Raw genomic sequence first — 20,218 nt, 5'->3', positions numbered from 1 at the left:
TCACGGCCGGTCAGGTCCTCCGGGTCGGGCTGGTCAGCGTGCGCGGGGCCACGCCGCGACCGGGTTGCCCAGCCACCGGGTGCCGGCGGGCAGCTGCTCGCCGCGCATCACCAGCGACGCGGGTCCGACCGTGGTGTCCGCCCCGACCCGCGCCGCGGGCAGGACGACCCCGTTGGAGCCTAGCGTCGCACCGCGCTCCAGCACGACCGTATCGATGCTCATGATCCGGTCGTGGAACAGATGCGTCTGCAGGACGCTGCCCTGGTTGACGCTCGCGCCGTCGCCGAGCCGGACGAGGTCGGCCTCGGGCAGCCAGTACGTGGCGCACCAGACGCCGCGGCCGATGCGGGCGCCGAGCGACCGCAACCACAGGTTGAGCACCGGGGTGCCCAGCCACGGCTCGGCGAACCAGGGGGCGGCCAGCACCTCGACGAAGTTGTCGGCGAGCTCGTTGCGCCAGACGAACGAGCTCCACAGGGGCCGCTCGCCCGCCCTGATCCGGCCGACGAGAAGCCACTTGGCCAGCGTCGCGAGGGTCGCGGCGGCGATCCCCGCGCCGAGGGCGACCACGCCGCACAGCAGCGCGGCGGCGCCGAACCCGTACGCGGCGGCCAGCCACTCCAGCGCGGCGACGGCCAGCACGCCGACCGCGACGGTCAGCATCGCGGGCACGATGCGGCAGAGCTCCACCGCGGCGCGCGCCGCCTTGAGCCGCCGCGGCGGCTCGTAGGTGCGGGACTGGTCGGAGTCGCCGACCGCGCGGCGCAGCTTGACCGGCGGCATGCCCAGGTAGGAGGTGCCGGCCTTGGCCTTCTTGGGGGCCGCCGACAGCACGCCGATCAGCCCGCCCTTGGGCACCTTGCGGCCCGGGCCGGCCATGCCGGAGTTGCCGAGGAAGGCACGCTTGCCGATGCGGGCCCTGGCGACGCGCATCCGGCCGCCGCCCAGCTCGTAGGGGGCGACCATGGTGTCGTCGGCGAGGAACGCGCCGTCGGCGACCGTGGTCATCGAGGGCAGCGCCAGCACGGTCGACAGCTCGACGTCGCGCCCGACCCTCATGCCCAGGGCGCGCAGCCAGGCGGGCGTCAGGATGCTCGCGTACAGCGGGAAGAGCCACACCCTGGCCATCCCCATCAGGCGGCTCGTCGCCCAGGCCTGCCAGGCCTGGCGGCTGTGCACGGGATGGTCGCCCTCCCCCAGGCCCACCCCGAGGAGCCGGACCGACACCAGGGTCGTCAGCGCGAACGTGCCCATCGCGGCGAGTGTGGCGAGCGGAACGGCGGCCAGGGCCGCGGGCAGCGCCGCGCCGAGCGACGCCGCGTCGCCGGCGAACGCGGCGAGCACCGCCAGCCCCGGGAGCGCGGTGACCAGCGGGAGCAGGCCGAGCAGCAGCGCCGTGGCGCCGTAGACGACCGCCCAGCGGCGCCGCCGCGCGGGCGGGGCGCCCTCGTGGGGCCGGGCCTTGCCGCGCCGGACCGCGGGCGCGCCCGCCCAGCGCTGCCCGGCGGGGACCCGGCCGGTGACCGCGGAGCCCGCCACCACGCGGGCGTTCTTGCCGATCCTGGCGCCGGGGAACAGCACCGTCCGGGCGCCGACGGTGGCGCCGGCGCCGATCCGGATCTCGCCGATCCGCAGCACGTCGCCGTCGAGCCAGTGGCCGGTCAGGTCGACCTCGGGGTCGACGGCCGCGCCGCGGCCCACGCGCAACATCCCGGTGACGGGCGGCGGGGAGTGCAGGTCGACGTCGGGGCCGACGCGGGCGCCGAGCGCGCGGGCGTAGAAGGCGAACCAGGGCGCGGCGCTCAGCTCGGCCGCGCCGAGGCGCACGGCGATCTGCTCGGCCGTCCAGAGCCGCAGGTGCACGGCGCCGCCGCGCGGGTGGTCGCCGGGCCGCACCCCGCGCAGGAGCAGGCGGGCGCCGGCGACGCTGAGGGCCATGCGCCCCAGCGGCATGACGAACAGCAGCGCGCCGGCCAGCACCCACCACCACGAGACGGCGGGGGCCCAGGGCAGGCCCGCCAGGTTGTTGAGCGCCGCCAGCCCCACCACCCAGCGCATCGCGCCGAGGGTGAGCAGCGGCGGCATCAGCAGCGTCTGGACGATCGCGGCCCGCCTCGGCACGGGCGCGACGGTGCGGTCGGAGACCTCGGCGCGCGGCGCCTCCTCCGCCTCGGTGGCGCCCAGGTGGGAGGCCAGGGCGCGCAGGGTCGGGTGCTCGTAGACGTCGCCGACCGCGACCGACGGGTGGTGCGGGCGCAGCGCCGAGACGAGCCGGGCGGCGCCCAGGCTGCTGCCGCCCAGGGCGAAGAAGTCGGCGCCGGGGCCGGGCGGGGCCTCGCCGAGGATCTCGGCCCAGCGGGCGGCCAACCATTCCTCCGCCCCGGTCAGGGGCGCGTCGCCGGGGCCTGCGGCGTCGTCGCCGGTGCCGGGCAGCGGCCACGGCAGGGCGTCGCGGTCGACCTTGCCGGACGTGCGGGTGGGCAGCGTCTCCACGCGGGCGAGCCGCGGGATCAGGGACGCCGGGAGCGCCTCGCGGAGGCGTTCGCGCGCGGCGTTCTCGTCGAACCCGTCGCCGGGCACGAGGTAGCCGACGAGGAGCTGGTGCCCCGCGCCGGTGGTGCGGACGGCGGCCGCGGCCCCGGTGACCCCGGGCAGCGCCCGCAGGGCGGCGTCGATCTCGCCGAGCTCAATGCGCCGGCCGCCGAGCTTGATCTGCTCGTCGGCGCGGCCGACGAACACCAGGCCCTCGGGGTCGGCGCGCACCAGGTCGCCGCTGCGGTACGCGCGGTCCCAGCCGAGCGAGGGCAGCGGCGCGTACTTCTCGGCGTCCTTGGCGGGGTCGAGGTAGCGCGCCAGGCCGACGCCGCCGATGACCAGCTCGCCGGTCTCGCCGGCCGCGACGGGCTCGCCCGCCGGGTCGACGACGGCCAGGCTCCAGCCGTCCAGGGGCAGGCCGATGCGGACCGGGCCGTCGCCGCCGAGCGGCGCGGCGCAGGCGACCACGGTGGCCTCGGTGGGGCCGTAGGTGTTCCAGACCTGGCGACCGGGAACGGCGAGCCGGGCGGCGAGCTCGGGCGGGCAGGCCTCACCGCCGAAGATCAGCAGCCGGATGCCGTCGAGCGTCTCGACGGGCCACAGCGCGGCCAGCGTCGGCACGGTCGACACCACGCTGATGCCGCGCCCGGCCAGCCAGGGCCCGAGGTCCATGCCGGTGCGCACCAGCGACCGCGGCGCCGGCACCAGGCAGGCGCCGTGCCGCCAGGCCAGCCACATCTCCTCGCAGGAGGCGTCGAAGGCGACCGACAGCCCGGCCAGCACCCGGTCGCCCGGGGAGGCCGGGAACAGCCGCGCCTCGGCGTCCACGAAGGCCGCCGCGCTGCGGTGGGTGACCGCCACGCCCTTGGGCCTGCCGGTCGAGCCGGAGGTGAAGATGATCCAGGCGTCGTCGCCGGGACCGGGCCGCCCGCTGCGCCCGCCGGGCGTGCCGCGCGTCTCGATCGTGCGGGCCTCGCCGATGACGGCGCAGACCCCGGCCTCGCCGAACACCAGGTCGGCGCGTTCGTCCGGGTCGTCGGCATCGACGGGCACGTAGGCGGCGCCGGCGGCGAGCACGCCCAGGACGGCCACGTAGAGGTCGACGGTGCCCGACGGCACGCGGACGCCGACCCGGTCGCCGGGGCCGATCCCGGCCTGCTCCAGCTTCTTGGCCACCAGCCCGGCCTCGGCGCGCAGGCCGTCGTAGTCGAGGCAGGTGGTGCCGTCGTCGAGCGCGGGCGCGTAGGGGTGCAGGAGCGCGGTCTCGTCGAGGACGTCGAGCAGCGTGCGCGGCGCGGGCGGGCCACCGGGCGACCGGTAGACCGCGCGGGGTCTCTCAGGCTCGGGCGCCGTCGCGGGCTCGGGCTCCGTCGCGAGCGCGGTCTCGTGCACGGCCAAGGGCACGTCGGCCGGAAGTGGACGCAAATTCTCCCCCGGTGTCGAGGTGATGGCGGCCGCTCCACCACGGCATCACGTTGTCAGCCCCGTCCCACCACGGGGCCCGTGCCGCTGGGCCGTCCACGGCGGCGCACACCAAGCGCCACCTGGGGATTCTCTGGATCCCCGCAGGCAGCGGACCGTCCGGACGGGTCACGTCCGGCACGCGGTCCGCGTGCCACAAGCTCGACACTCTACTCGATGGGGATGAACACGCTCAGTGGCGGGCCCGCCGCCAGGAACCTCCTGACAGCGGACCCGCCACCGTGGAACGTGCGAAAACGCGGGTCAGCGGCGCCGCGCCACGTCGTACATGGCGGCGCCGATCAGCTCCAGCGACACCTGGAGGCGCTGGGTGCTGACGTTGCCCCGGATCGTGTCCTCCGGGGTGTGGTAGACGGGCTCGAGCTGGGCCGGGGACTCGCCGCCGCGCCAGCTGAAGTTGCCCGCCGCGACGCCCTTCTCGTAGAAGGCCTCGTGGTCGCTGGAACCGCGGGCGACCGGGCCCTTGGTCTGGCCGACGTAGCCCAGGCGGGTGGCCGACTCCAGGACGGCCGTCGTGGTGGTGTTGGCGTTGCCGTCCACCGACAGCAGCCAGTAGGTGCCCGCCGGCGGGTGGCTGGTGGCGACCATGTCGTTCTGGAAGACGCCGGTGATCTGCTTGAGCTCGGCCTCGCTGAGCCGGCTCACGTAGTAGCGGGCGCCGACCAGGCCCAGCTCCTCCGCGCCCCACAGGCTGATGCGGATGTCCTGCTGGGTGGGCAGGCGCTTCAGGACGCGGGCCAGCTCCATGCACAGGACGGTGCCGCTGCCGTCGTCGTTGCCGCCGGGCGAGCCGGGCACCGAGTCGTAGTGCGCGCTGACCATGACGGCCTTGCCCTCGGGGTTGGGGAAGGTCGCCTTGCGCGAGGCGAGCACGTTGTAGGAGGTCAGGTTGGTGTGCTTGGTGACCTCGAGCGAGAAGTGGCGGGCGCCCGAACGGAGCTGGGTGCCGTGGTACTCGGCCAGGATCAGCACCGGCGCGTCCACGTACTCGGCGAAGACCACGTTGAGCGACTGCGCCTTGCGCTCGGGGTAGGTGGCCGAGCGCACGTTCTGGATCAGCACGGCCTCGGCGCCCTTGGCGACGGCGGCCTTGGCCTGGTCCAGCTCCTTGCCGGCGACCCGGTCGAACAGCGCGATCCTGCCGGTCAGGTCGGCGGTGACCTCGGTCGCGTTCTTCAGGTCGACGACCTCGCCCCGGACCCGGCCGGTGGCGGCGTTCAGCACCGCCCAGCTCTGCCAGTGCTCGCGGCGGCGGTTCACCTCGACCCACATCTCGGCGAGGTTCTTGTCGGGCACCGGGAACGGCTGGAGCTCGACCTTGTAGCCCAGGTCGCGCAGCTCGCCCGCGATGTAGCGGGCGGCCTGGTGCTCCTGCCGGGTGCCGGCGACGCGCCAGCCGATCTGGTCGCTCAGCACCTTGAGGTGCCGGAGCGCGCGGCGGGCGTCCACCCGCGCGACCACGGCCTTGTCACCGGTGCTCAGCGAGGGGGGCAGGGCGGCGCCGGGGCGTTGCCGGGTCGCGGCGGCGGCCGTTCCGGGCAGCAGGCCCACGGTGGCGAAGCCCGCGAAGGCCGCGGCTCCGGCCAGCAGGTCGCGGCGGTTGACCTCGGTCATGCGTCTCCTCCGGGGAGTAAGAACAGGTCACGACGGCCGCGACCGGCTCCCGGATCGACGGGGGCGGTACGGTCGGCGCTGACCTGCCGGGGAGTCAGGGGCACCCCGTTTGCCGCGAATTTACGAAATGCCCCATTCATCAAGCAAGATCGTCTACCGCTGCGCAACCGAAACGTGATCAAGCGGCCCCTCTCAGGAGGCCGGCTCGTGCCCCACCTGGAGGACCTCGGGGTTGAGGCAGTGCAGGGGGCGTTCCCCACTCCGCAGACGCTCGACGTCCGCCGCCACCATCGCCGCCTGGTTGGACTCGGCGTCGAAGGTCGCCCCGCCGATGTGCGGGGTCAGGACCACGTTCGGCAGCCCGGCCATCGGGTGAGAGGGCTCCAGCCACTCCCCGGAGAAGTGGTCGAGCCCGGCCCCCGCCAGGTGCCCGGACGCCAGCGCGCCCACGAGCGCGTCGGTGTCGTGCAGCTCGGCGCGGGCGGTGTTGAGGTAGAGCGCGCCCGGCTTCATGATCTCGAACTGGCGTTCACCGATCATCCCGCGCGTCTCCTCGGTGAGGCCCGCGTGCATCGAGACGACGTCGGCCACGCCGAGCAGCGCGGGGAGCTTGTGGGTGGCGCCGTCGGCGTACGGGTCGCAGGCGATCACGCGCAGCCCCAGCCCGTCCATCCGCCACCAGACCGCGCGGCCGACCGCGCCCAGGCCCACGATGCCGAACGTGCGCCCGGCCAGCTGCCACGCCCGGTGCCGCTGGTACGGGATGACGCCGTCGGAGTACACCGACCCCTCGCGCACCGTGCGGTCGGCGCCGACGACCCCGCGCGCGGCGGCGAACAGCAGCGCCACGGTGAGCTCGGCGACCGCGTCGGCGTTGCGCCCCGGCGTGTAGAGCACCGGGACACCGCGCGCCGTGGCCGCCGCGACGTCCACGTTCACCGGGTCGCCGCGGGTCACGGCGATGAACTCCAGCGGGTGGTCGAACACCGGCCCGGCGACCTCGTCGGCCTCGGTCACCAGGATCGACGCCCCGGTCTCGGCGAGCCTGCGCGCCAGGTCGGCGGCCGAGTGGAGCCGGTACGGCCGCTGCTCGGCGGCCGGCTCGTACACCACCTCGGTCAGCTCGCCGAGCCGTTCCCAGCCGTCCCCCCGCATCGGCGCGAGCACCAGCGCCCGCCCCTGCCGCTCACCCATGAGATCTCCCGTCCTCGGAGCATTCACCCTTCTCTCACCGGGAGAAATCAATGGAAACCGAGAGCAACTCCCGGAAACGCGAACGGAACCGGCATACCTGCCGGCGGCGCCGCGCGCGGCGGGCCGTTGAAACGCGACATCGCCGTCAGTAGGGTGAGGAACCGCCAGTGATCCAGATCACAGGACATCCGGCGAGGTCGTCCACACCGGGGGCTGATGTGCACTTCGCGACGGCGCTCCGGCGCGGCCCGCACGGACGGCTCCTGCTCGCGCTGCGTGACAGCCACATCGCCTGCGCCACGCTCGGCGTCGACACCCGGGCGGCACGGGCCGCGCTGTTCGCCGGCCCGGCGGGGCTCACCGGCCTGGCGGCCGCCCTCCTCGACGGGGTGTGGCGGGAATCCCCCGCGGCCGGTCCGCTGGCCGTCGCGAGCCTCCTGGCGCTGGTGCTCGCCGCCGCGTGCGCGGTCGTCTCGGCGGGCCGCGGCCGCCGGCGGCGGACCACTCCCGGCCACCCGGACGAGGGCCTGTGCGCGGCGGGCCTCGAAGCGCCCCCGGGCACGGTCACCGGCCTGATCGGGCCGGCCGGCGCGGGCAAGACCATGTTCCTCGACGCCGTCACCGGGCTGCGGCGGCCGCCCGGCGGCCCGGTGCGGCTCGGCGGCGCCGATCTCGGCTCGGCCGCCCCGCACGTCCGGGCCCGGCTCGGCATGGCGCGCACGTTCCAGCGCCCCGAGCCGTTCGGCTCGCTCAGCGTCCGCGGCAACGTGCTGGTCGCCGCCGAGATCCACGCGATGACGCGGGAGACCCCTGGACGCGCGGGCCGGCGGGGGTGGCGGCGACGGCGCCAGGCGCGGCGCGAGGCGGGGCCGGTCGCCGACCGGCTGCTGGAGCGCGTCGGGATCGCCGGGTACGCCGCCTGCCCGGCCGCGCGGGTCCCGCCCTGGGCCGCGCGGCTGCTCGATCTCGCGCGGGCGCTGGCCACCGAGCCGCGGCTGCTGCTGCTCGACGAGCCCTTCTCCGGGCTGCCCGTGCCCGCGGCCCGGTCGCTGGAGTGCCTGCTGCGCGACCTCGCCGCCGAGGGGGTGGCGGTGCTCCTCGTCGAGCACGACCTGGAGACGGTCATGGGCGTCTGCGACGTGCTCTGCGTGCTGGACCGCGGCGAGCTGGTCTCGCATGGCCCGCCCGTCCAGGTGCGCGCCGATCCCCGCGTCCACGAGGCCTACCTGGGACGGCCCGCCGCGGGCGACGGCCGTCCGGGCGCGCCCGTCGCCGTGGCCTGAACGTCACCGTCGCCCGAACCTCACCAGGTGTCGATCCAGGGGCGCGGATCCGCCGGGACGGGCGGCGCGGCGTCGAAGGCGGTGGTGATCCAGCGGCGGGTGTCGGCCGGGTCGATGACGTCGTCCAGCTCGAAGACGGAGGCGGCGTTGAGCGCCTTGCCGTGCTCGTAGGCGAGGGCGACCATCTGCTCGAACAGAGCCCGGGGATCCTCGGCGGCCTCGAGCTCCTTGCGGAAGCCCAGGCGGACCGCGCCCTCCAGCCCCATGCCGCCGATCTCGCCGGTCGGCCACGCGACGGTGGCCAGCGGCGCCTTGAAGCTGCCGCCCGCCATCGCCTGGGCGCCCAGCCCGTACCCCTTGCGCAGCACGATCGTGATGATCGGGACGCGCAGGTTCGCGCCGATGACGAACATGCGGCTGAAGTGGCGGACCGTGGCGGTGCGCTCGGCGTCCGGGCCGACCATGAACCCGGGGGTGTCGCAGAGCGAGACGACCGGCAGCCCGTGCGCGTCGCACAGCTGGAGGAAGCGCGCGGCCTTGTCGGCGGCGTCGGCGTCGATGGCGCCGCCCAGGTGGACCGGGTTGTTGGCGATCAGGCCCAGCGGGCGCCCCTCGACACGGACGAGCGCGGTGATGACCCCGGCGCCGAAGCCGCGGCGCAGCTCCAGCACCGAGCCGGTGTCGGCGAGGTGCTCGATGACCCGCCGGACGTCGTAGGCGCGCAGCCGGTTCTCGGGGATGAGGTGCCTCAGGATCCGCTGGTCGTCGCACGTCCAGCCGTCGCCGTCCGGCCGGAAGGCGCCGTCCCCCTGGAAGTAGGACAGGTACCGCCGGGCGACGTCGACGGCCTCGGCCTCGTCGTCGACGAGCACGTCGACGACGCCGTTGGGCACCTGGTCGGCGGCGGGCCCGATCTCCTCCGGCCGGAAGACGCCGAGCCCGCCGCCCTCGATCATGGCGGGGCCGCCCATGCCGATGTTGGCGTCGCGGGTGGCGATGATGACGTCGCAGCAGCCCAGCAGGGCCGCGTTCCCGGCGAAGCAGCGCCCGGACGCGATGCCGACGAGCGGGACCAGGCCGCTCAGCCTGCCCATCGCGTGGAAGCTCATGACGTCCAGGCCCGACACCGAGCTGGTGTCGGTGTCGCCGGGCCGCCCGCCGCCGCCCTCGGCGAACAGCACGAGCGGCAGCCGCCGGCGTTCGGCCAGCTCGAAGACGCGGTCGGTCTTGCGGTGGTTCTGGTGGCCCTGCGTGCCCGCCAGCACCATGTAGTCGTACGACATGACGGCGCACCGGCTCCCGTTGACGTCGCCGACGCCGCAGACCAGGCCGTCGGCCGGGGTGCGCTCGATCAGCTCCTCCACCGGCCGGCGGCGGCGCTGGGCCGCGATCGCCAGCGCGCCGTACTCGGTGAACGTGCCCGGGTCGCACAGGTCGCCGATGTTCTCGCGGGCGGTGCGATGCCCGCGGCCGTGCCGCTTGGCGACGGCCTCCGGCCGCGCGGCGTCCAGGCCGATCTCGTGCCTCCGGCGCACCTCGGCGAGGTCGGCGCGGATCTCGTCCAGGTCGATCTCCGCCTCGTCGTCGGCGTGGTCGCCGTCCGTCTCGGCGGGTTCCAGCAGCAGGAGCGCGGCGCCCTCGGCCACCGTGTCACCGGCCGCGGCGGCCAGCGAGCGGACGAAGCCGGACGTGCCGGCGCGCACCACGTGCTCCATCTTCATCGCCTCGAGGATCACCACCGGCGCTCCCGCCCGGATGAGGTCCCCCTCGGCGACCTCCACGCTCACCACCGTGCCCTGGAGCGGCGCGGCGACCACCTCGGCCCCGGCCGCGTCCGCCCTGTCCGCCGTGCCCACCGCGTCCGGCCGGTCGGTGGGCAGCTCGCCGAGGTGACCGGTGACGAACCCGGTGTCGAACGCGCCGGAGGCGAAGTCCGGGTGCTCCAGGACGGCGCGCAGCAGCGGGACGTTGGTCGCGACACCGGAGATCTCGAACTCGGCGAGCGCCCCCCTGGCACGGGCCACGGCGGCGGGGAAGTCCTCCGCGCGGGCGATGACCTTGGCGAGCAGCGGGTCGTACCGCAGGCTCGTGGTGTAGCCGGCGTAGCCGTGGGTGTCGACGCGGACGCCGGGGCCCGTCGGCGGCGCGAAGACCGCCAGCGTCCCCGCGTGCGGTCGCGGCGTGCCGTCGGCGTCCAGCGTCTCGGTGTTGACCCGCGCCTGGATCGCGCACCCGGCCGCGGTGGGCGGCGAGGCCAGCCCGACCTCGGCCAGGCGGGCGCCGCGGGCCAGCCTGATCTGCGCCTTCACCAGGTCGACGCCGGTGATCTCCTCGGTCACGGTGTGCTCGACCTGGAGCCGCGGGTTGGCCTCCAGGAACCAGAACTCCTCGCCCGCGACGAGGAACTCGAACGTGCCCAGGCTCGTGTAGCGCACCTCCGCGGCCATCCGGCACGCCGCGTCGAGGATCGCCGCGCGCGGGCCCTCCGGGAGGGCCGGCGCGGGCGCGATCTCCACGAGCTTCTGATGGCGCCGCTGCACGCTGCAGTCACGCTCCCACAGGTGGGTGACCGCGCCGGAGCCGTCGCCCGCGATCTGCACCTCGATGTGCCGCGCCCGCGGCACGTACCGTTCGACGTAGACCTCGCCGGCGCCGAACGCGGCCAGCGCCTCCGACCGGCACCGCTCGTACGCCTCGGGGAGCTCGGCGGGGTCCTCCACCACCCGCATCCCGCGGCCGCCGCCCCCGGCCAGCGCCTTGATCATCACCGGCCCGTGCTCCCGGGCGAACGCCACCGCGTCCGCCTGTCCGGTCGGCCCGCCCGTCCCGGGCGTCACCGGAACGCCGAGCCGCTCCGCCAGCGCCCGCGACCGCGTCTTGTCGCCGAACAGCTCCAGCAGCTCCGGCCGCGGCCCCGTGAACGTCAGCCCGGCGGCGGCGCAGCGCGCCGCGAACGCCGCGTTCTCGCTCAGGAACCCGTAGCCCGGATGGACCGCGTCGGCCCCGGCGTCCTTGGCCGCGGCCAGGATCGCCTCGGCGTCCAGGTAGCCGGCGGCACCGGTCCCGGGCAGCTCGCGGGCCTGGTCCGCCCGCCGCGCGTGCAGCGCGCCGGCGTCGTCACGGGTGTGCACCGCGACCGTCCTGATGCCCAGCTCCGACGCCGCGCGCATCACCCGCACGGCGATCTCACCGCGGTTGGCCACCAGGATGCCGTTCATGACCCTCCCCATCGGGACGTGCCGGGTTTGCCCGCCTTCAAGGAGTACATCAAAGGCACCCGAGGCCGTCCTCCGGGGAGCCGGTAGGCCGTGCCCTCCCGCTCCAGGCCCCGGTGGCGCGGAAAGAGGGTGTGGTCGAACTCGTGCAGGAACCCCACCCGCAGCCCGGCCCCGGCCAGCGCGCTCACGACGTGCGCCGGAAGCCCGCGACGTCGCAGAAGTCACTGCCGACGTGTATGGGCACACGCTCGTCCCGGAGGGCACGATTGAGCGTCACGTAGTCCTCGTCGACCATGGGGCCGACGATAATGGTCATCGGCGTCGTCGCCTGGAAGGGAGGGTCCGGATGACCGCAGAACACTCCTCTCTCCGTGACTCGCTGCTCGACGCGGCGGCGGAGCTGCTCGTCCGGCGCGGCTACCGCGGCGTCCGCATGCAGGACGTGGCCGCCGCCGTCGGGGTCAGCAGGCAGACCGTCTACAACGAGTTCGGCGACAAGTGGGGCATGGCGCAGGCCGTCGTGCTGCGCGACAACGAGCGGTACCTGGACGGCATCGACCGGGTCCTGACCGAGCACGCGGACGACCTCTACGCCGCCGTCGCCGCCGCGGTCCGCTTCACGCTGGGCCTGTCGGCCGACGACCCCATCAAGAAGGTCGTCCTCACCGGCGCGGGCGGCGACGAGCTGCTGCCGCTGCTGACCACGCAGGCCGAGCCGGTGTTGTTCACCGCCCGCACCCGGATCGTCGAGCACGCCCGCGCGCAGTGGCCCGAGCTCGACCCGGCCGCGTTCGCCGAGATCGCCGAGGCGGCGGTGCGGCTGACGATGAGCCACATCGTGCTGCCCACCGAGCCGCCCGACCGCGTCGCCGACCTGATCGCCCGCATGGTCACCCGCTATCTGGACGTGCCCGGCGAATAACCGGTCGCGCCCGGCGCGCCGACCGGCTACCTTCTGAGATCACTGACCTCGCGGCTGCTGAACCCGAGGACCCGGCGAGCCGATTCGCTCGCCCCTTTCCCCTTTTCGCTTTCCCCTTTCTCTTCGCGTGGCCTCGCCGCGCGCTCAGCAGCCCGAAGGACCCCTTTCATGCGCGCCCGCCAAGACCACCGCCTCGTCCGCGACGACGAGAACTGGCTCCGCCTCCCCAACCCCTGGGACATCCCGGTCGAGATCTGCGCCGGCCCGGACGTCCCGCTCGAACCCGCCGCCGTCGACGAGGTGCTCACCCTCCTGGAGACCGCCGACACCCTCGCCGGCCTGGCACCGGACGCCCGCATCACGCGCGTCGCCCTCACCCCCGACTTCCACAAGGGCGCCGGGATCCCGATCGGCACGGTCCTGGAGACCGAGCACGCCCTGCTCCCCCAGGCCGTCGGCAACGACGTCAACTGCGGCATGCGCTTGGAGGTCACCTCGCTCCGCGCCGACGACGTCCGGCCCCGGCTCGACGCGCTCGAACGGCGGCTGCGGCACCTGTTCTTCGAGGGCGGCAGGCGGATCGCGCTCAGCCCCGCCCAGCGCGAGGCGCTGCTGCGCGAAGGGCTGCCCGGGCTCCTGCTCACCGGTGACGCCACGCGGTGGCCCGGGATCCAGCCGGGCGACCTGGACGACGGCGTCGACCGCATGCACGCCCCGGCGTTCCCCGCGTCCACCGCCGGCGCGTTCGCCGACTGGATCGGCAGCGCGAGCCACGACAGCCTGATCGGCGGCATCGGCGGCGGCAACCACTTCTGTGAACTGCAGTACGTCGCCGCCGTCCACGACGCGGCGGCGGCGCACGCCTGGGGCCTGGCCCCGGGCGCGGTGGTGCTGATGGCGCACAGCGGCTCGCTGGGGCTGGGGCACCAGGCCAACACGACGGCGCTCGACGCCCTGCGCGCCGGCTGGCCGTCCGGCATGCCCCGGCCGCGCAACGGGATCCTGCCGTTCGTGCTGGACGAACGTTCCGCGCCCGCCCGGCGCCGTTACCTGGACGCGTTCGCCAACGCGGCCAACTTCGCGGTCGGCAACCGGTTCTTCCTGGCGCTCACGATGCGGGCGGGCCTGGCGGCCGAGTGCGGGGACCTGTCGTCCGGCCTGCTGTACGACGCGCCGCACAACCTCTTCTGGCAGGACGGCGACCGGGTCGTGCACCGCAAGGGCGCCACTCCGGCGGGCGGCTACGCCGAGACGGCGGGCGGCCCGTACGCGATGTGGGGGGAGCCGGTGATCGTGCCCGGCTCGATGGGCGCCTCCAGCTACGTCCTGCGCGGTCAGGGCAACGGGCGGACGCTCGCCAGCGCGTGCCACGGCGCCGGGCGCCGGGTGCCGCGCGGGGCGACGGCGCGGGCGAGCGACGCCGAGCTCGACGCGTTCCTGCGGGAGTTCCGCGTCGTGACGCCGCTGGACCACCGCGATCCGGTGGTGGCTCGGCGGGCGGACGTCATGGCCGCCTGGCGCCGCGACCTGAAGCAGGAGGCGCCCTGGGCGTACAAGGACATCGGGCCGGTGGTCGCGGGCCTGGCGGCCGGCGGCGTGGCGGACGTGGTCGCCGAGCTTCGCCCGCTGCTGACGGTCAAGGGCTGATCCCCAGGTCAGACCGAGGTCCGGGGTTGATGTCAGTGAACGCTTACCGCGTCGGATACGGTGGGCGCGCAACGGCATTCGAGCGAGGCTGCGGAGGCGCGAGATGGACTTCAACCTGCCCGAGAGCGCGATCGCGGTACGGGACGGCGTGCGGGCGATCGCCGCGAAGTACGACCAGGCCTACTGGGACCGGTGCGACGCCGAGAAGCGCTGGCCGGAGGAGGTCTGGCAGGAGCTGGTGCGGGGCGGCTGGCACAGCCTGGCGATCCCGGAGGAGTACGGCGGCGCCGGGCAGGGCCTGCTGGAGCTGTCGGTCGCGCTGGAGAGCCTCGCGGCGGGCGGCGCGGGCGGCGCGGCCTCGTTCATGTACCTGCTGACCCCCGCGTTCGGCGGGCTGACCATCATGCGGCACGGCACCGAGGAGCAGAAGCGCGAGCTCCTCCCCAAGATCGTGTCGGGCGAGGTCGAGACCTGCTTCGCCATCACCGAGCCGGACGCCGGCAGCAACGCCATCAACATCACCACCCAGGCGCGGCGGGACGGCGACCACTTCGTGGTGAGCGGCCAGAAGATCTGGATCTCCGGGGTGGAGCGCGCCGACTTCCTGGTGCTGGTCACGCGGACGATCCCGGCGGCCGAGGCCAAGCCGCGCACGGCGGGCTTCACGGTCCTCCTGGTGGACGTCAAGGAGGCCGTCGCCGCGGGCACGCTCACCTACCAGCCGATCCCCAAGCTCGGCACCAACACCGTCGCCTCCAGCATGGTGTTCCTGGACGAGGTGCGGGTCCCGGCCGAACGGGTGCTCGGCCGGGTCGACCAGGGCTTCGCGGTGATGTGGGACATCCTCAACCCCGAGCGCATCCTCGCGGCGGCCAGCGGCGTGGGCTTCGGCGAGCTGGTCCTGGAGATCGCCTGCGACTACGCCCGCGACCGCGCGCCGTTCGGCAGGCCCATCGGCGCCAACCAGGCGGTGGCGTTCCCGCTGGCCAAGGTCAAGGCGCAGGTCGAGCTGGCCCGCCTCATGACCTACAAGGCCGCGTGGTTGTGGGACCGGGGGCAGCCGTGCGGGTCGGAGGCCAACATCGCCAAGCTGACCGCGGCCGACGCGGCGTGGCAGGCGGCCGACCGGGCGTTCCAGACCCACGGCGGCATGGCGTACTCGCTGGAGTACCCGGTGGCGCGCATGTTCCGCGACGCGCGCATCGCCAAGAACATCCCGGTGGCGGAGGAGCTCGTCCTCGCCCACATCGCCCAGCACGAACTGGGGCTCCCGAAGTCCTACTGAACGGCGGGTTCAAGGGTTTCCACCGGGGGGAATCCTGGCCTCTTGAGGGCAGCGGAGCAGGAGGCGGTCATGGCGAAGTCGCACCACTACGAGGTCGAGGTCGTGTGGACCGGCAACTCGGGCACCGGCACCAGCGGTTACCGGGCGTTCGAACGTTCGCACGAGATCCGCGCCGAGGGGAAACCCGTGCTCGCCGGCTCCGCCGATCCCGCGTTCCGGGGCGACCCCGAACGCTGGAACCCCGAGGAGCTGCTGGTCGCGGCGCTCTCGCAGTGCCACATGTTGTGGTTCCTGCACCTGTGCGTCGGCGCCAAGATCACGGTCACCGCGTACACCGACCGGCCGTACGGGACGATGGCCGAGACGCCCGACGGCAGCGGGCACTTCGAGGAGGTCGTCCTGCGCCCGCACGTGACCGTCACCGATCCGTCCGACGCCGAGCGCGCGGTGGCGCTGCACGAGCGGGCGCACCAGATGTGCTTCATCGCCAACTCGGTCAACTTCAAGGTGCACCACGAGCCGACGGCCGCCGGCCCCGGTTCCTGAGGCGGGCGGGGCGGGCGGCCTGCGGTCAGGCGAAGTCGGCGGGCCGCTTGCCGCGGATGGCGGCGACGCCCTCGCGGACGTCGGAGCCGGTGAACCCGAGGAACTCCAGCGCCAGCGAGGCGTCGAAGGCCGGCTGGGCCATGCGCAGCCAGTTGTTGAGGGCGTGCTTGGTGAACTGCACCGCCTCGGCCGCGCTCCCGGCGAGCCTGCCGGCGATCTCCAGGGCCCGGGCGTGCACCTCGTCGTCGTCGACGCACAGGCTGACCAGGCCGATGCGCTCGGCCTCCTCGCCGGTCAGCACGTCGTTCAGCAGCAGGTGGTATTTGGCCTTGGCCATGCCGCACAGCAGCGGCCAGACGATCGCCGCGTGGTCGCCGGCCGCGACGCCGAGCCGGGTGTGCCCGTCGAGCAGCTTGGCGGTGCGCCCGGCGACGGAGATGTCGGCGAGCAGCGCGACCGCGAGGCCGGCGCCGACCGCGGGGCCCTGGATGGCGCTGACCACGGGCTTGGCGCAGTTGACGAGGTTCATGACGATGTCGCGGGCCTCGCGCATGATGCGGGCGCGGACCACGTGGTCGTCCATCATCTCCTCGATCATGGCCAGGTCGCCGCCCGCGGAGAACGCGGTGCCCTCGCCGCGCACCACCACCGCGCGCACCCGCTCGTCGGCGTCGACGTCCCGCCAGATCTCGGCCAGCTCGCGGTGCCCGACGGTGTCGACCGCGTTGAGCTTGCCCGGGCTGCTGATCGTCACCCGCAGCACCCGCGGCGCCGCCCAGTCGGTCTTCAGCCGCTCGTACGCGCCGTAACGCTCCAGCCCGTCGCCGTCGCCGCTCATGCCGCACCCGCTTCCCCGGAGATCGCGTTGTCGAAGGCCGCGCGCAATCGTCGCACAGCGCGTTCCATGGCCTCGACACCGGCGTCGAACATCTCGGGGAGCATGAAGAAGGAGTGCACGACGCCCTCGAAACGCCGCGCCTCGACGTCCACGCCCGCCCCGGCGAGGCGGCGCGCGTAGGCCTCGCCCTCGTCGCGCAGGATGTCGTACTCGGCGGTGATCACGGTGGCGGGCGCCAGCCCGGACAGGTCCGGGGCGCGCAGCGGTGAGAGCCGGGGGTCGGCGGGATCGGCGGCGCCCCGGTAGAGCGCGGTGAAGCGGGCGAGGGTCGGGCCGTCGAGGCCGTATCCGGTGGCGAACTCGGCGTGGCTCGCGGTGTCCATGGCGACGTCGGTGACCGGGTAGATCAGCAGCTGGTGCACCAGCGGCAGCCTGCGCTCGCGGGCCAGCAGCGCGACGACGGCGGCGAGGTTGCCGCCCGCGCTGTCGCCGGCCACGGCGAGCGCCCGCGCGTCGGCGCCGTACCGCGCGGGGTCGCCGGCGACGGCGGCGGCCACCGCCCAGGCGTCCTCGACGGCCGCCGGGAACGGGTGCTCGGGGGCCAGCCGGTAGTCGACGCTGAGCACCGTGCAGCGGGCGCCGGCGGCCAGCTCGCGGCAGGTGGCGTCGACGCTCTCCAGGTCGCCGATCACCCAGCCGCCGCCGTGGAAGTAGATCACGCAGGGCAGCGGCGGCCCGCCCGGCGGCACCGGCCGGTAGAGCCGCACCGGCACCGGGCCGCCCGCGGAGGGCACGCTGAGGTCGGTCACGTGCGGCAGGTCGCGCCGTTCGGCGAAGACCGCCGCGCCGAGCTCGCGCCGCATGTCCTCGATGGCCGGCTCGGTGGCGCCGAACGCGGTCAGGGCGCGCAGGTCGTCGAGGAACCGGGCGGTCTGCGGGTCGAGGGGCATGCGGCGACCTCCTGGGCAGGTGGCGTCAGGCCACGGTACCCGCCGCCCCGCGCGGCCAAACGATCAGCGTGCCCGCCGGTCGGCGGCGGCCACGGCCCGCGGGCATGGCCACGGGTCAGCGGCCGGACGCCTCGGCGACCAGCGCCTCGAACAGGCGGCGGTCGTCGCCCTCCTCGGGATGCCACTGGACGGCCAGGCCGAACCGGTGGCCCTGGAGCTCGACGGCCTCGACGACCTGGTCGTCCGCCCAGGCCACCGCGACCAGGCCCTTGCCCAGGCGGCTGACGGCCTGGTGGTGGTACGTGGGCACGTCGGCGTGGTCGCCGAGGATCTTGCCGACGGTGCTCGTCGCGCTGATCTGCACGCCGTGGGCGCCGACCAGCCCCGCCGCGGGCGCGTGCCCCTCATGACCGACCGCCTCGGGCAGGTGCTGGATGAGCGCGCCGCCGCGGGCGACGTTGAGGACCTGCATGCCCCGGCAGATCGCCAGGAACGGCAGGTCGGCCTCCACCACCGCGCGGACGAGGGCCAGCTCGAAGCGGTCCCGCTGCGGTTGCGGGGGCCCGGTCGCCTCGTGCCGGTCGGCGCCGTACAGCTCCGGGTCGAGGTCGCCGCCGCCCGCCAGCACGATCCCGTCGAGCCCGGAGACCAGCGGGTCGATCCCTCCCAGCGCGGCCAGGGGCGGCAGCAGGACGGGCACTCCCCCGGCCCGTTCGACCGCGCGCACGTAGGGGGCCGGCAGCAGGGCGGCCTCGCGCACCCAGACGCCCCAGCGCGCCGGTTCGAGGTAGGTCGTGACGCCGATGAGCGGCGGCGCGCCGTCGTCGGCGCGGGGGCCCGGAGCCCCGCGGGTCGGCTCTGACATGTCGTGTCTTCCCCTCCTCGGTGAGCCCGGCCACGGCTCGGTACCGATGTGCGGCGAATCGCCGCGTTCGCCAGGGTCATCGTCGAGCATGACCCCCGCTTTTCGGACCGTCCCACCCCTGGCCCGGTCTTGGCCCAGCTTGCCGCAACCCCCTGATTCACGCAGGCCAATGCGGAGACCCCGGTCCAACTCGCAGTCTGAACGATCTTTCAGGCCCGGTCAGGGTGACGGTCCGGAATCCCCACCGGATCCGGGCACCGCGGCAACCAATTCGGAAACCTCCTCCCCGGGTTGAGGTTTTTCCACCGCGCATGCGGCAAACGCCTTGCCGTACGGTGAGAAAACCCAGGCGTCACCGCGACCGGTCGATCGACTTCGCCAATTCGGCACGGCGAACAACTGCCCTCAACCGGGCACGTTGAATACCGATCAGTATTCCTCCACCATGGGACCCATAGGGGGATTACGGAGAATCAACTTCCGATTACCCTTGGTGCAGATGTGGCCACCTTGCCGTGAAACGGTTGAGTACCAGCGGCTTTGGGTGCGAGAATCGCGGCAGGCCGGGCCACTCGAGGGCGACGGAGACGCCGGGGAACATCGGGATGCCTGGAGACAAAGCCAGGGGGCGAGCTTGGCAGATGTCATTGGAACCCCGTGTAGTCAAAGAGAATTTCGCACAACTGGCGCCGACCGGAGATAAGGCCGCCGCCTATTTTTATGGGCGCCTATTCGCGGAGAATCCGCGGCTGCGCGCCCTCTTCCCACCGGCAATGGACGTCCAGCGCGACCGCCTCTTCCACGCTCTCACGAAGATCGTCTGGAGCCTCGACAGCCCCGCCACGCTGGGGACCTACCTCGCGCAGATGGGCCGCGACCACCGCAAGTTCGGCGTGCTGCGCGAGCACTACCCGGCGGTCGGCGCCGCGCTCATCGCGACGCTGCGCAAGTTCAGCGGCGACGCCTGGACCCCCGAGGTCGAGGCCGCCTGGGCCGACGCCTACCGGACGGCCAGCGAGATGATGATCACCGCCGCCGACGAGGACGCGGCCGCGTCACCGCCCTGGTGGGTGGCGGAGGTGGTCGAACACGACCGGCGCGGCCACGACGTGGCCGTGCTGACCCTGCGGCCCGGGCAGCCGCTGTCCTTCCAGGCCGGGCAGTACCTCACGGTGCAGACCGCGCGCTGGCCGAGGGTGTGGCGGCCCTACTCGATCGCCAACGCGCCGCGCTCGGACGGGATGGTCCGCCTGCACGTCCGGGCGCTGCCCGGCGGCTGGGTCAGCGGCGCGCTGGTCCGCCACACCGCGGCGGGCCACAGCCTGCTGCTCGGCCCCGCGATGGGCGGCATGACGCTCGACCCCGAGTCCGACCGCGACCTGCTGTTCGTCGCGGGCGGCACCGGGCTGGCGCCGGTCAAGGCGCTGGCCGAGCAGGTGATCATGTCCGGCCGGCACCGCAACATCCACCTGCTGGCCGGCGCGAGCCGCGAGGCCGACCTGTACGACCTGCCCGACCTGCGGCTGCTGGAGTCGAGCTACCCGTGGCTGCGGGTGGTGCCGGTGTTGTCGGACGAGCCGGGATTCGACGGGATGCGCGGCCGGGTCGCCGACGTGCTCGACCGTTTCCACGACTGGGACGACCACGACGTCTACGTGGCCGGGCCGACCCCGATGATCCGCCGTGCGGTGGACGAGCTCCAGCGGCTCGGCGTGCCGCCGGCGCGCATCCACCACGACCTCCTCGACGCGGAGAGCGCGCTGCGGGGGGTGGTCACCGGGGCCTAGCGCCCCGCTCAGCGGGCTCCTCCACCCCAGGGACCCGTCCCGGCCTGGCGCG

13 protein-coding genes are annotated in these 20,218 nt (G+C 74.4%); 6 read left to right on the top strand and 7 right to left on the bottom strand.

Annotated elements, in window-relative coordinates:
• Positions 1–33: 33 nt before the first annotated feature.
• The 3 genes from ABZ810_RS34350 to ABZ810_RS34340 form a co-directional block, all read right to left on the bottom strand.
• Positions 34–3,960 carry a Pls/PosA family non-ribosomal peptide synthetase gene (locus ABZ810_RS34350; RefSeq protein ID WP_358410365.1) on the bottom strand — a complete coding sequence of 1,309 codons (3,927 nt, stop codon included), beginning with the start codon at positions 3,958–3,960 and terminating at the stop codon, positions 34–36.
• 300 nt (positions 3,961–4,260) lie between these two features.
• A complete protein-coding gene (locus ABZ810_RS34345; RefSeq protein WP_358410364.1) occupies positions 4,261–5,631 on the bottom strand; it encodes a M28 family peptidase in 1,371 nt (456 codons plus the stop codon).
• A 192-nt stretch (positions 5,632–5,823) separates the two neighbouring features.
• A complete protein-coding gene (locus ABZ810_RS34340) occupies positions 5,824–6,825 on the bottom strand; it encodes an NAD(P)-dependent oxidoreductase (RefSeq protein ID WP_358410363.1) in 1,002 nt (333 codons plus the stop codon).
• A 218-nt stretch (positions 6,826–7,043) separates the two neighbouring features.
• Between ABZ810_RS34340 and ABZ810_RS34335 the strand changes: the two genes are divergently transcribed.
• Positions 7,044–8,108, top strand: a complete 1,065-nt coding sequence (locus tag ABZ810_RS34335) for an ATP-binding cassette domain-containing protein (protein ID WP_358410362.1) — start codon at positions 7,044–7,046, stop codon at positions 8,106–8,108.
• 20 nt (positions 8,109–8,128) lie between these two features.
• On the opposite strand, the gene ABZ810_RS34330 is transcribed toward ABZ810_RS34335, so the two are convergent.
• Positions 8,129–11,326, bottom strand: coding sequence for a carboxyl transferase domain-containing protein (locus ABZ810_RS34330; protein ID WP_358410361.1), 3,198 nt, complete (start codon positions 11,324–11,326; stop codon positions 8,129–8,131).
• Between the two features lie 346 nt (positions 11,327–11,672).
• Between ABZ810_RS34330 and ABZ810_RS34325 the strand changes: the two genes are divergently transcribed.
• From ABZ810_RS34325 to ABZ810_RS34310, 4 genes are all read left to right on the top strand, one after another.
• Positions 11,673–12,248, top strand: coding sequence for a TetR family transcriptional regulator (locus ABZ810_RS34325; RefSeq protein WP_358410359.1), 576 nt, complete (start codon positions 11,673–11,675; stop codon positions 12,246–12,248).
• Between the two features lie 168 nt (positions 12,249–12,416).
• The gene (locus ABZ810_RS34320) at positions 12,417–13,895 is read left to right on the top strand and encodes an RtcB family protein (RefSeq protein ID WP_358410357.1); all 1,479 of its coding nucleotides are present in this window, start codon (positions 12,417–12,419) and stop codon (positions 13,893–13,895) included.
• 103 nt (positions 13,896–13,998) lie between these two features.
• Positions 13,999–15,180: an acyl-CoA dehydrogenase family protein gene (locus ABZ810_RS34315; RefSeq protein WP_358410355.1), complete on the top strand. Its 1,182-nt coding sequence runs from the start codon at positions 13,999–14,001 to the stop codon at positions 15,178–15,180.
• 69 nt (positions 15,181–15,249) lie between these two features.
• Positions 15,250–15,726 (top strand): OsmC family protein, encoded by a 477-nt coding sequence (locus ABZ810_RS34310; RefSeq protein WP_358410354.1) that lies wholly within the window; start codon positions 15,250–15,252, stop codon positions 15,724–15,726.
• Positions 15,727–15,751: 25 nt separating this feature from the next.
• Here ABZ810_RS34310 and ABZ810_RS34305 read toward each other — a convergent pair whose 3' ends face one another.
• From ABZ810_RS34305 to ABZ810_RS34295, 3 genes are all read right to left on the bottom strand, one after another.
• Entirely contained in the window at positions 15,752–16,564 is an 813-nt protein-coding gene (locus tag ABZ810_RS34305) for an enoyl-CoA hydratase/isomerase family protein (RefSeq protein WP_358410352.1), read from the bottom strand.
• Positions 16,561–17,514, bottom strand: a complete 954-nt coding sequence (locus ABZ810_RS34300; RefSeq protein ID WP_358410351.1) for an alpha/beta hydrolase — start codon at positions 17,512–17,514, stop codon at positions 16,561–16,563. Before ABZ810_RS34300 ends, ABZ810_RS34305 begins: the two co-directional genes overlap by 4 nt.
• A 115-nt stretch (positions 17,515–17,629) precedes the next feature.
• Positions 17,630–18,379: a gamma-glutamyl-gamma-aminobutyrate hydrolase family protein gene (locus ABZ810_RS34295; RefSeq protein ID WP_358410350.1), complete on the bottom strand. Its 750-nt coding sequence runs from the start codon at positions 18,377–18,379 to the stop codon at positions 17,630–17,632.
• Between the two features lie 605 nt (positions 18,380–18,984).
• Between ABZ810_RS34295 and ABZ810_RS34290 the strand changes: the two genes are divergently transcribed.
• Entirely contained in the window at positions 18,985–20,166 is a 1,182-nt protein-coding gene (locus ABZ810_RS34290; RefSeq protein WP_358410349.1) for a globin domain-containing protein, read from the top strand.
• Positions 20,167–20,218 lie beyond the last annotated feature (52 nt).

It is taken from the genome of Spirillospora sp. NPDC047279 (assembly GCF_040643285.1).
Lineage (GTDB): Bacteria > Actinomycetota > Actinomycetes > Streptosporangiales > Streptosporangiaceae > Spirillospora.
Note: the sequence above shows the minus strand (reverse complement) of the source record. Positions and strands in the feature narration are given on the sequence as shown.

Coding starts and splice junctions, on each gene's coding strand:
- ABZ810_RS34345 (WP_358410364.1), bottom strand. CDS start 5,631: ATGACCGAGGTCAACCGCCGCGACCTGCTGGCCGGAGCCGCGGCCTTC.
- ABZ810_RS34320 (WP_358410357.1), top strand. CDS start 12,417: ATGCGCGCCCGCCAAGACCACCGCCTCGTCCGCGACGACGAGAACTGG.
- ABZ810_RS34300 (WP_358410351.1), bottom strand. CDS start 17,514: ATGCCCCTCGACCCGCAGACCGCCCGGTTCCTCGACGACCTGCGCGCC.
- ABZ810_RS34305 (WP_358410352.1), bottom strand. CDS start 16,564: ATGAGCGGCGACGGCGACGGGCTGGAGCGTTACGGCGCGTACGAGCGG.
- ABZ810_RS34295 (WP_358410350.1), bottom strand. CDS start 18,379: ATGTCAGAGCCGACCCGCGGGGCTCCGGGCCCCCGCGCCGACGACGGC.
- ABZ810_RS34340 (WP_358410363.1), bottom strand. CDS start 6,825: ATGGGTGAGCGGCAGGGGCGGGCGCTGGTGCTCGCGCCGATGCGGGGG.
- ABZ810_RS34330 (WP_358410361.1), bottom strand. CDS start 11,326: ATGAACGGCATCCTGGTGGCCAACCGCGGTGAGATCGCCGTGCGGGTG.
- ABZ810_RS34315 (WP_358410355.1), top strand. CDS start 13,999: ATGGACTTCAACCTGCCCGAGAGCGCGATCGCGGTACGGGACGGCGTG.
- ABZ810_RS34310 (WP_358410354.1), top strand. CDS start 15,250: ATGGCGAAGTCGCACCACTACGAGGTCGAGGTCGTGTGGACCGGCAAC.
- ABZ810_RS34290 (WP_358410349.1), top strand. CDS start 18,985: ATGCCTGGAGACAAAGCCAGGGGGCGAGCTTGGCAGATGTCATTGGAA.
- ABZ810_RS34325 (WP_358410359.1), top strand. CDS start 11,673: ATGACCGCAGAACACTCCTCTCTCCGTGACTCGCTGCTCGACGCGGCG.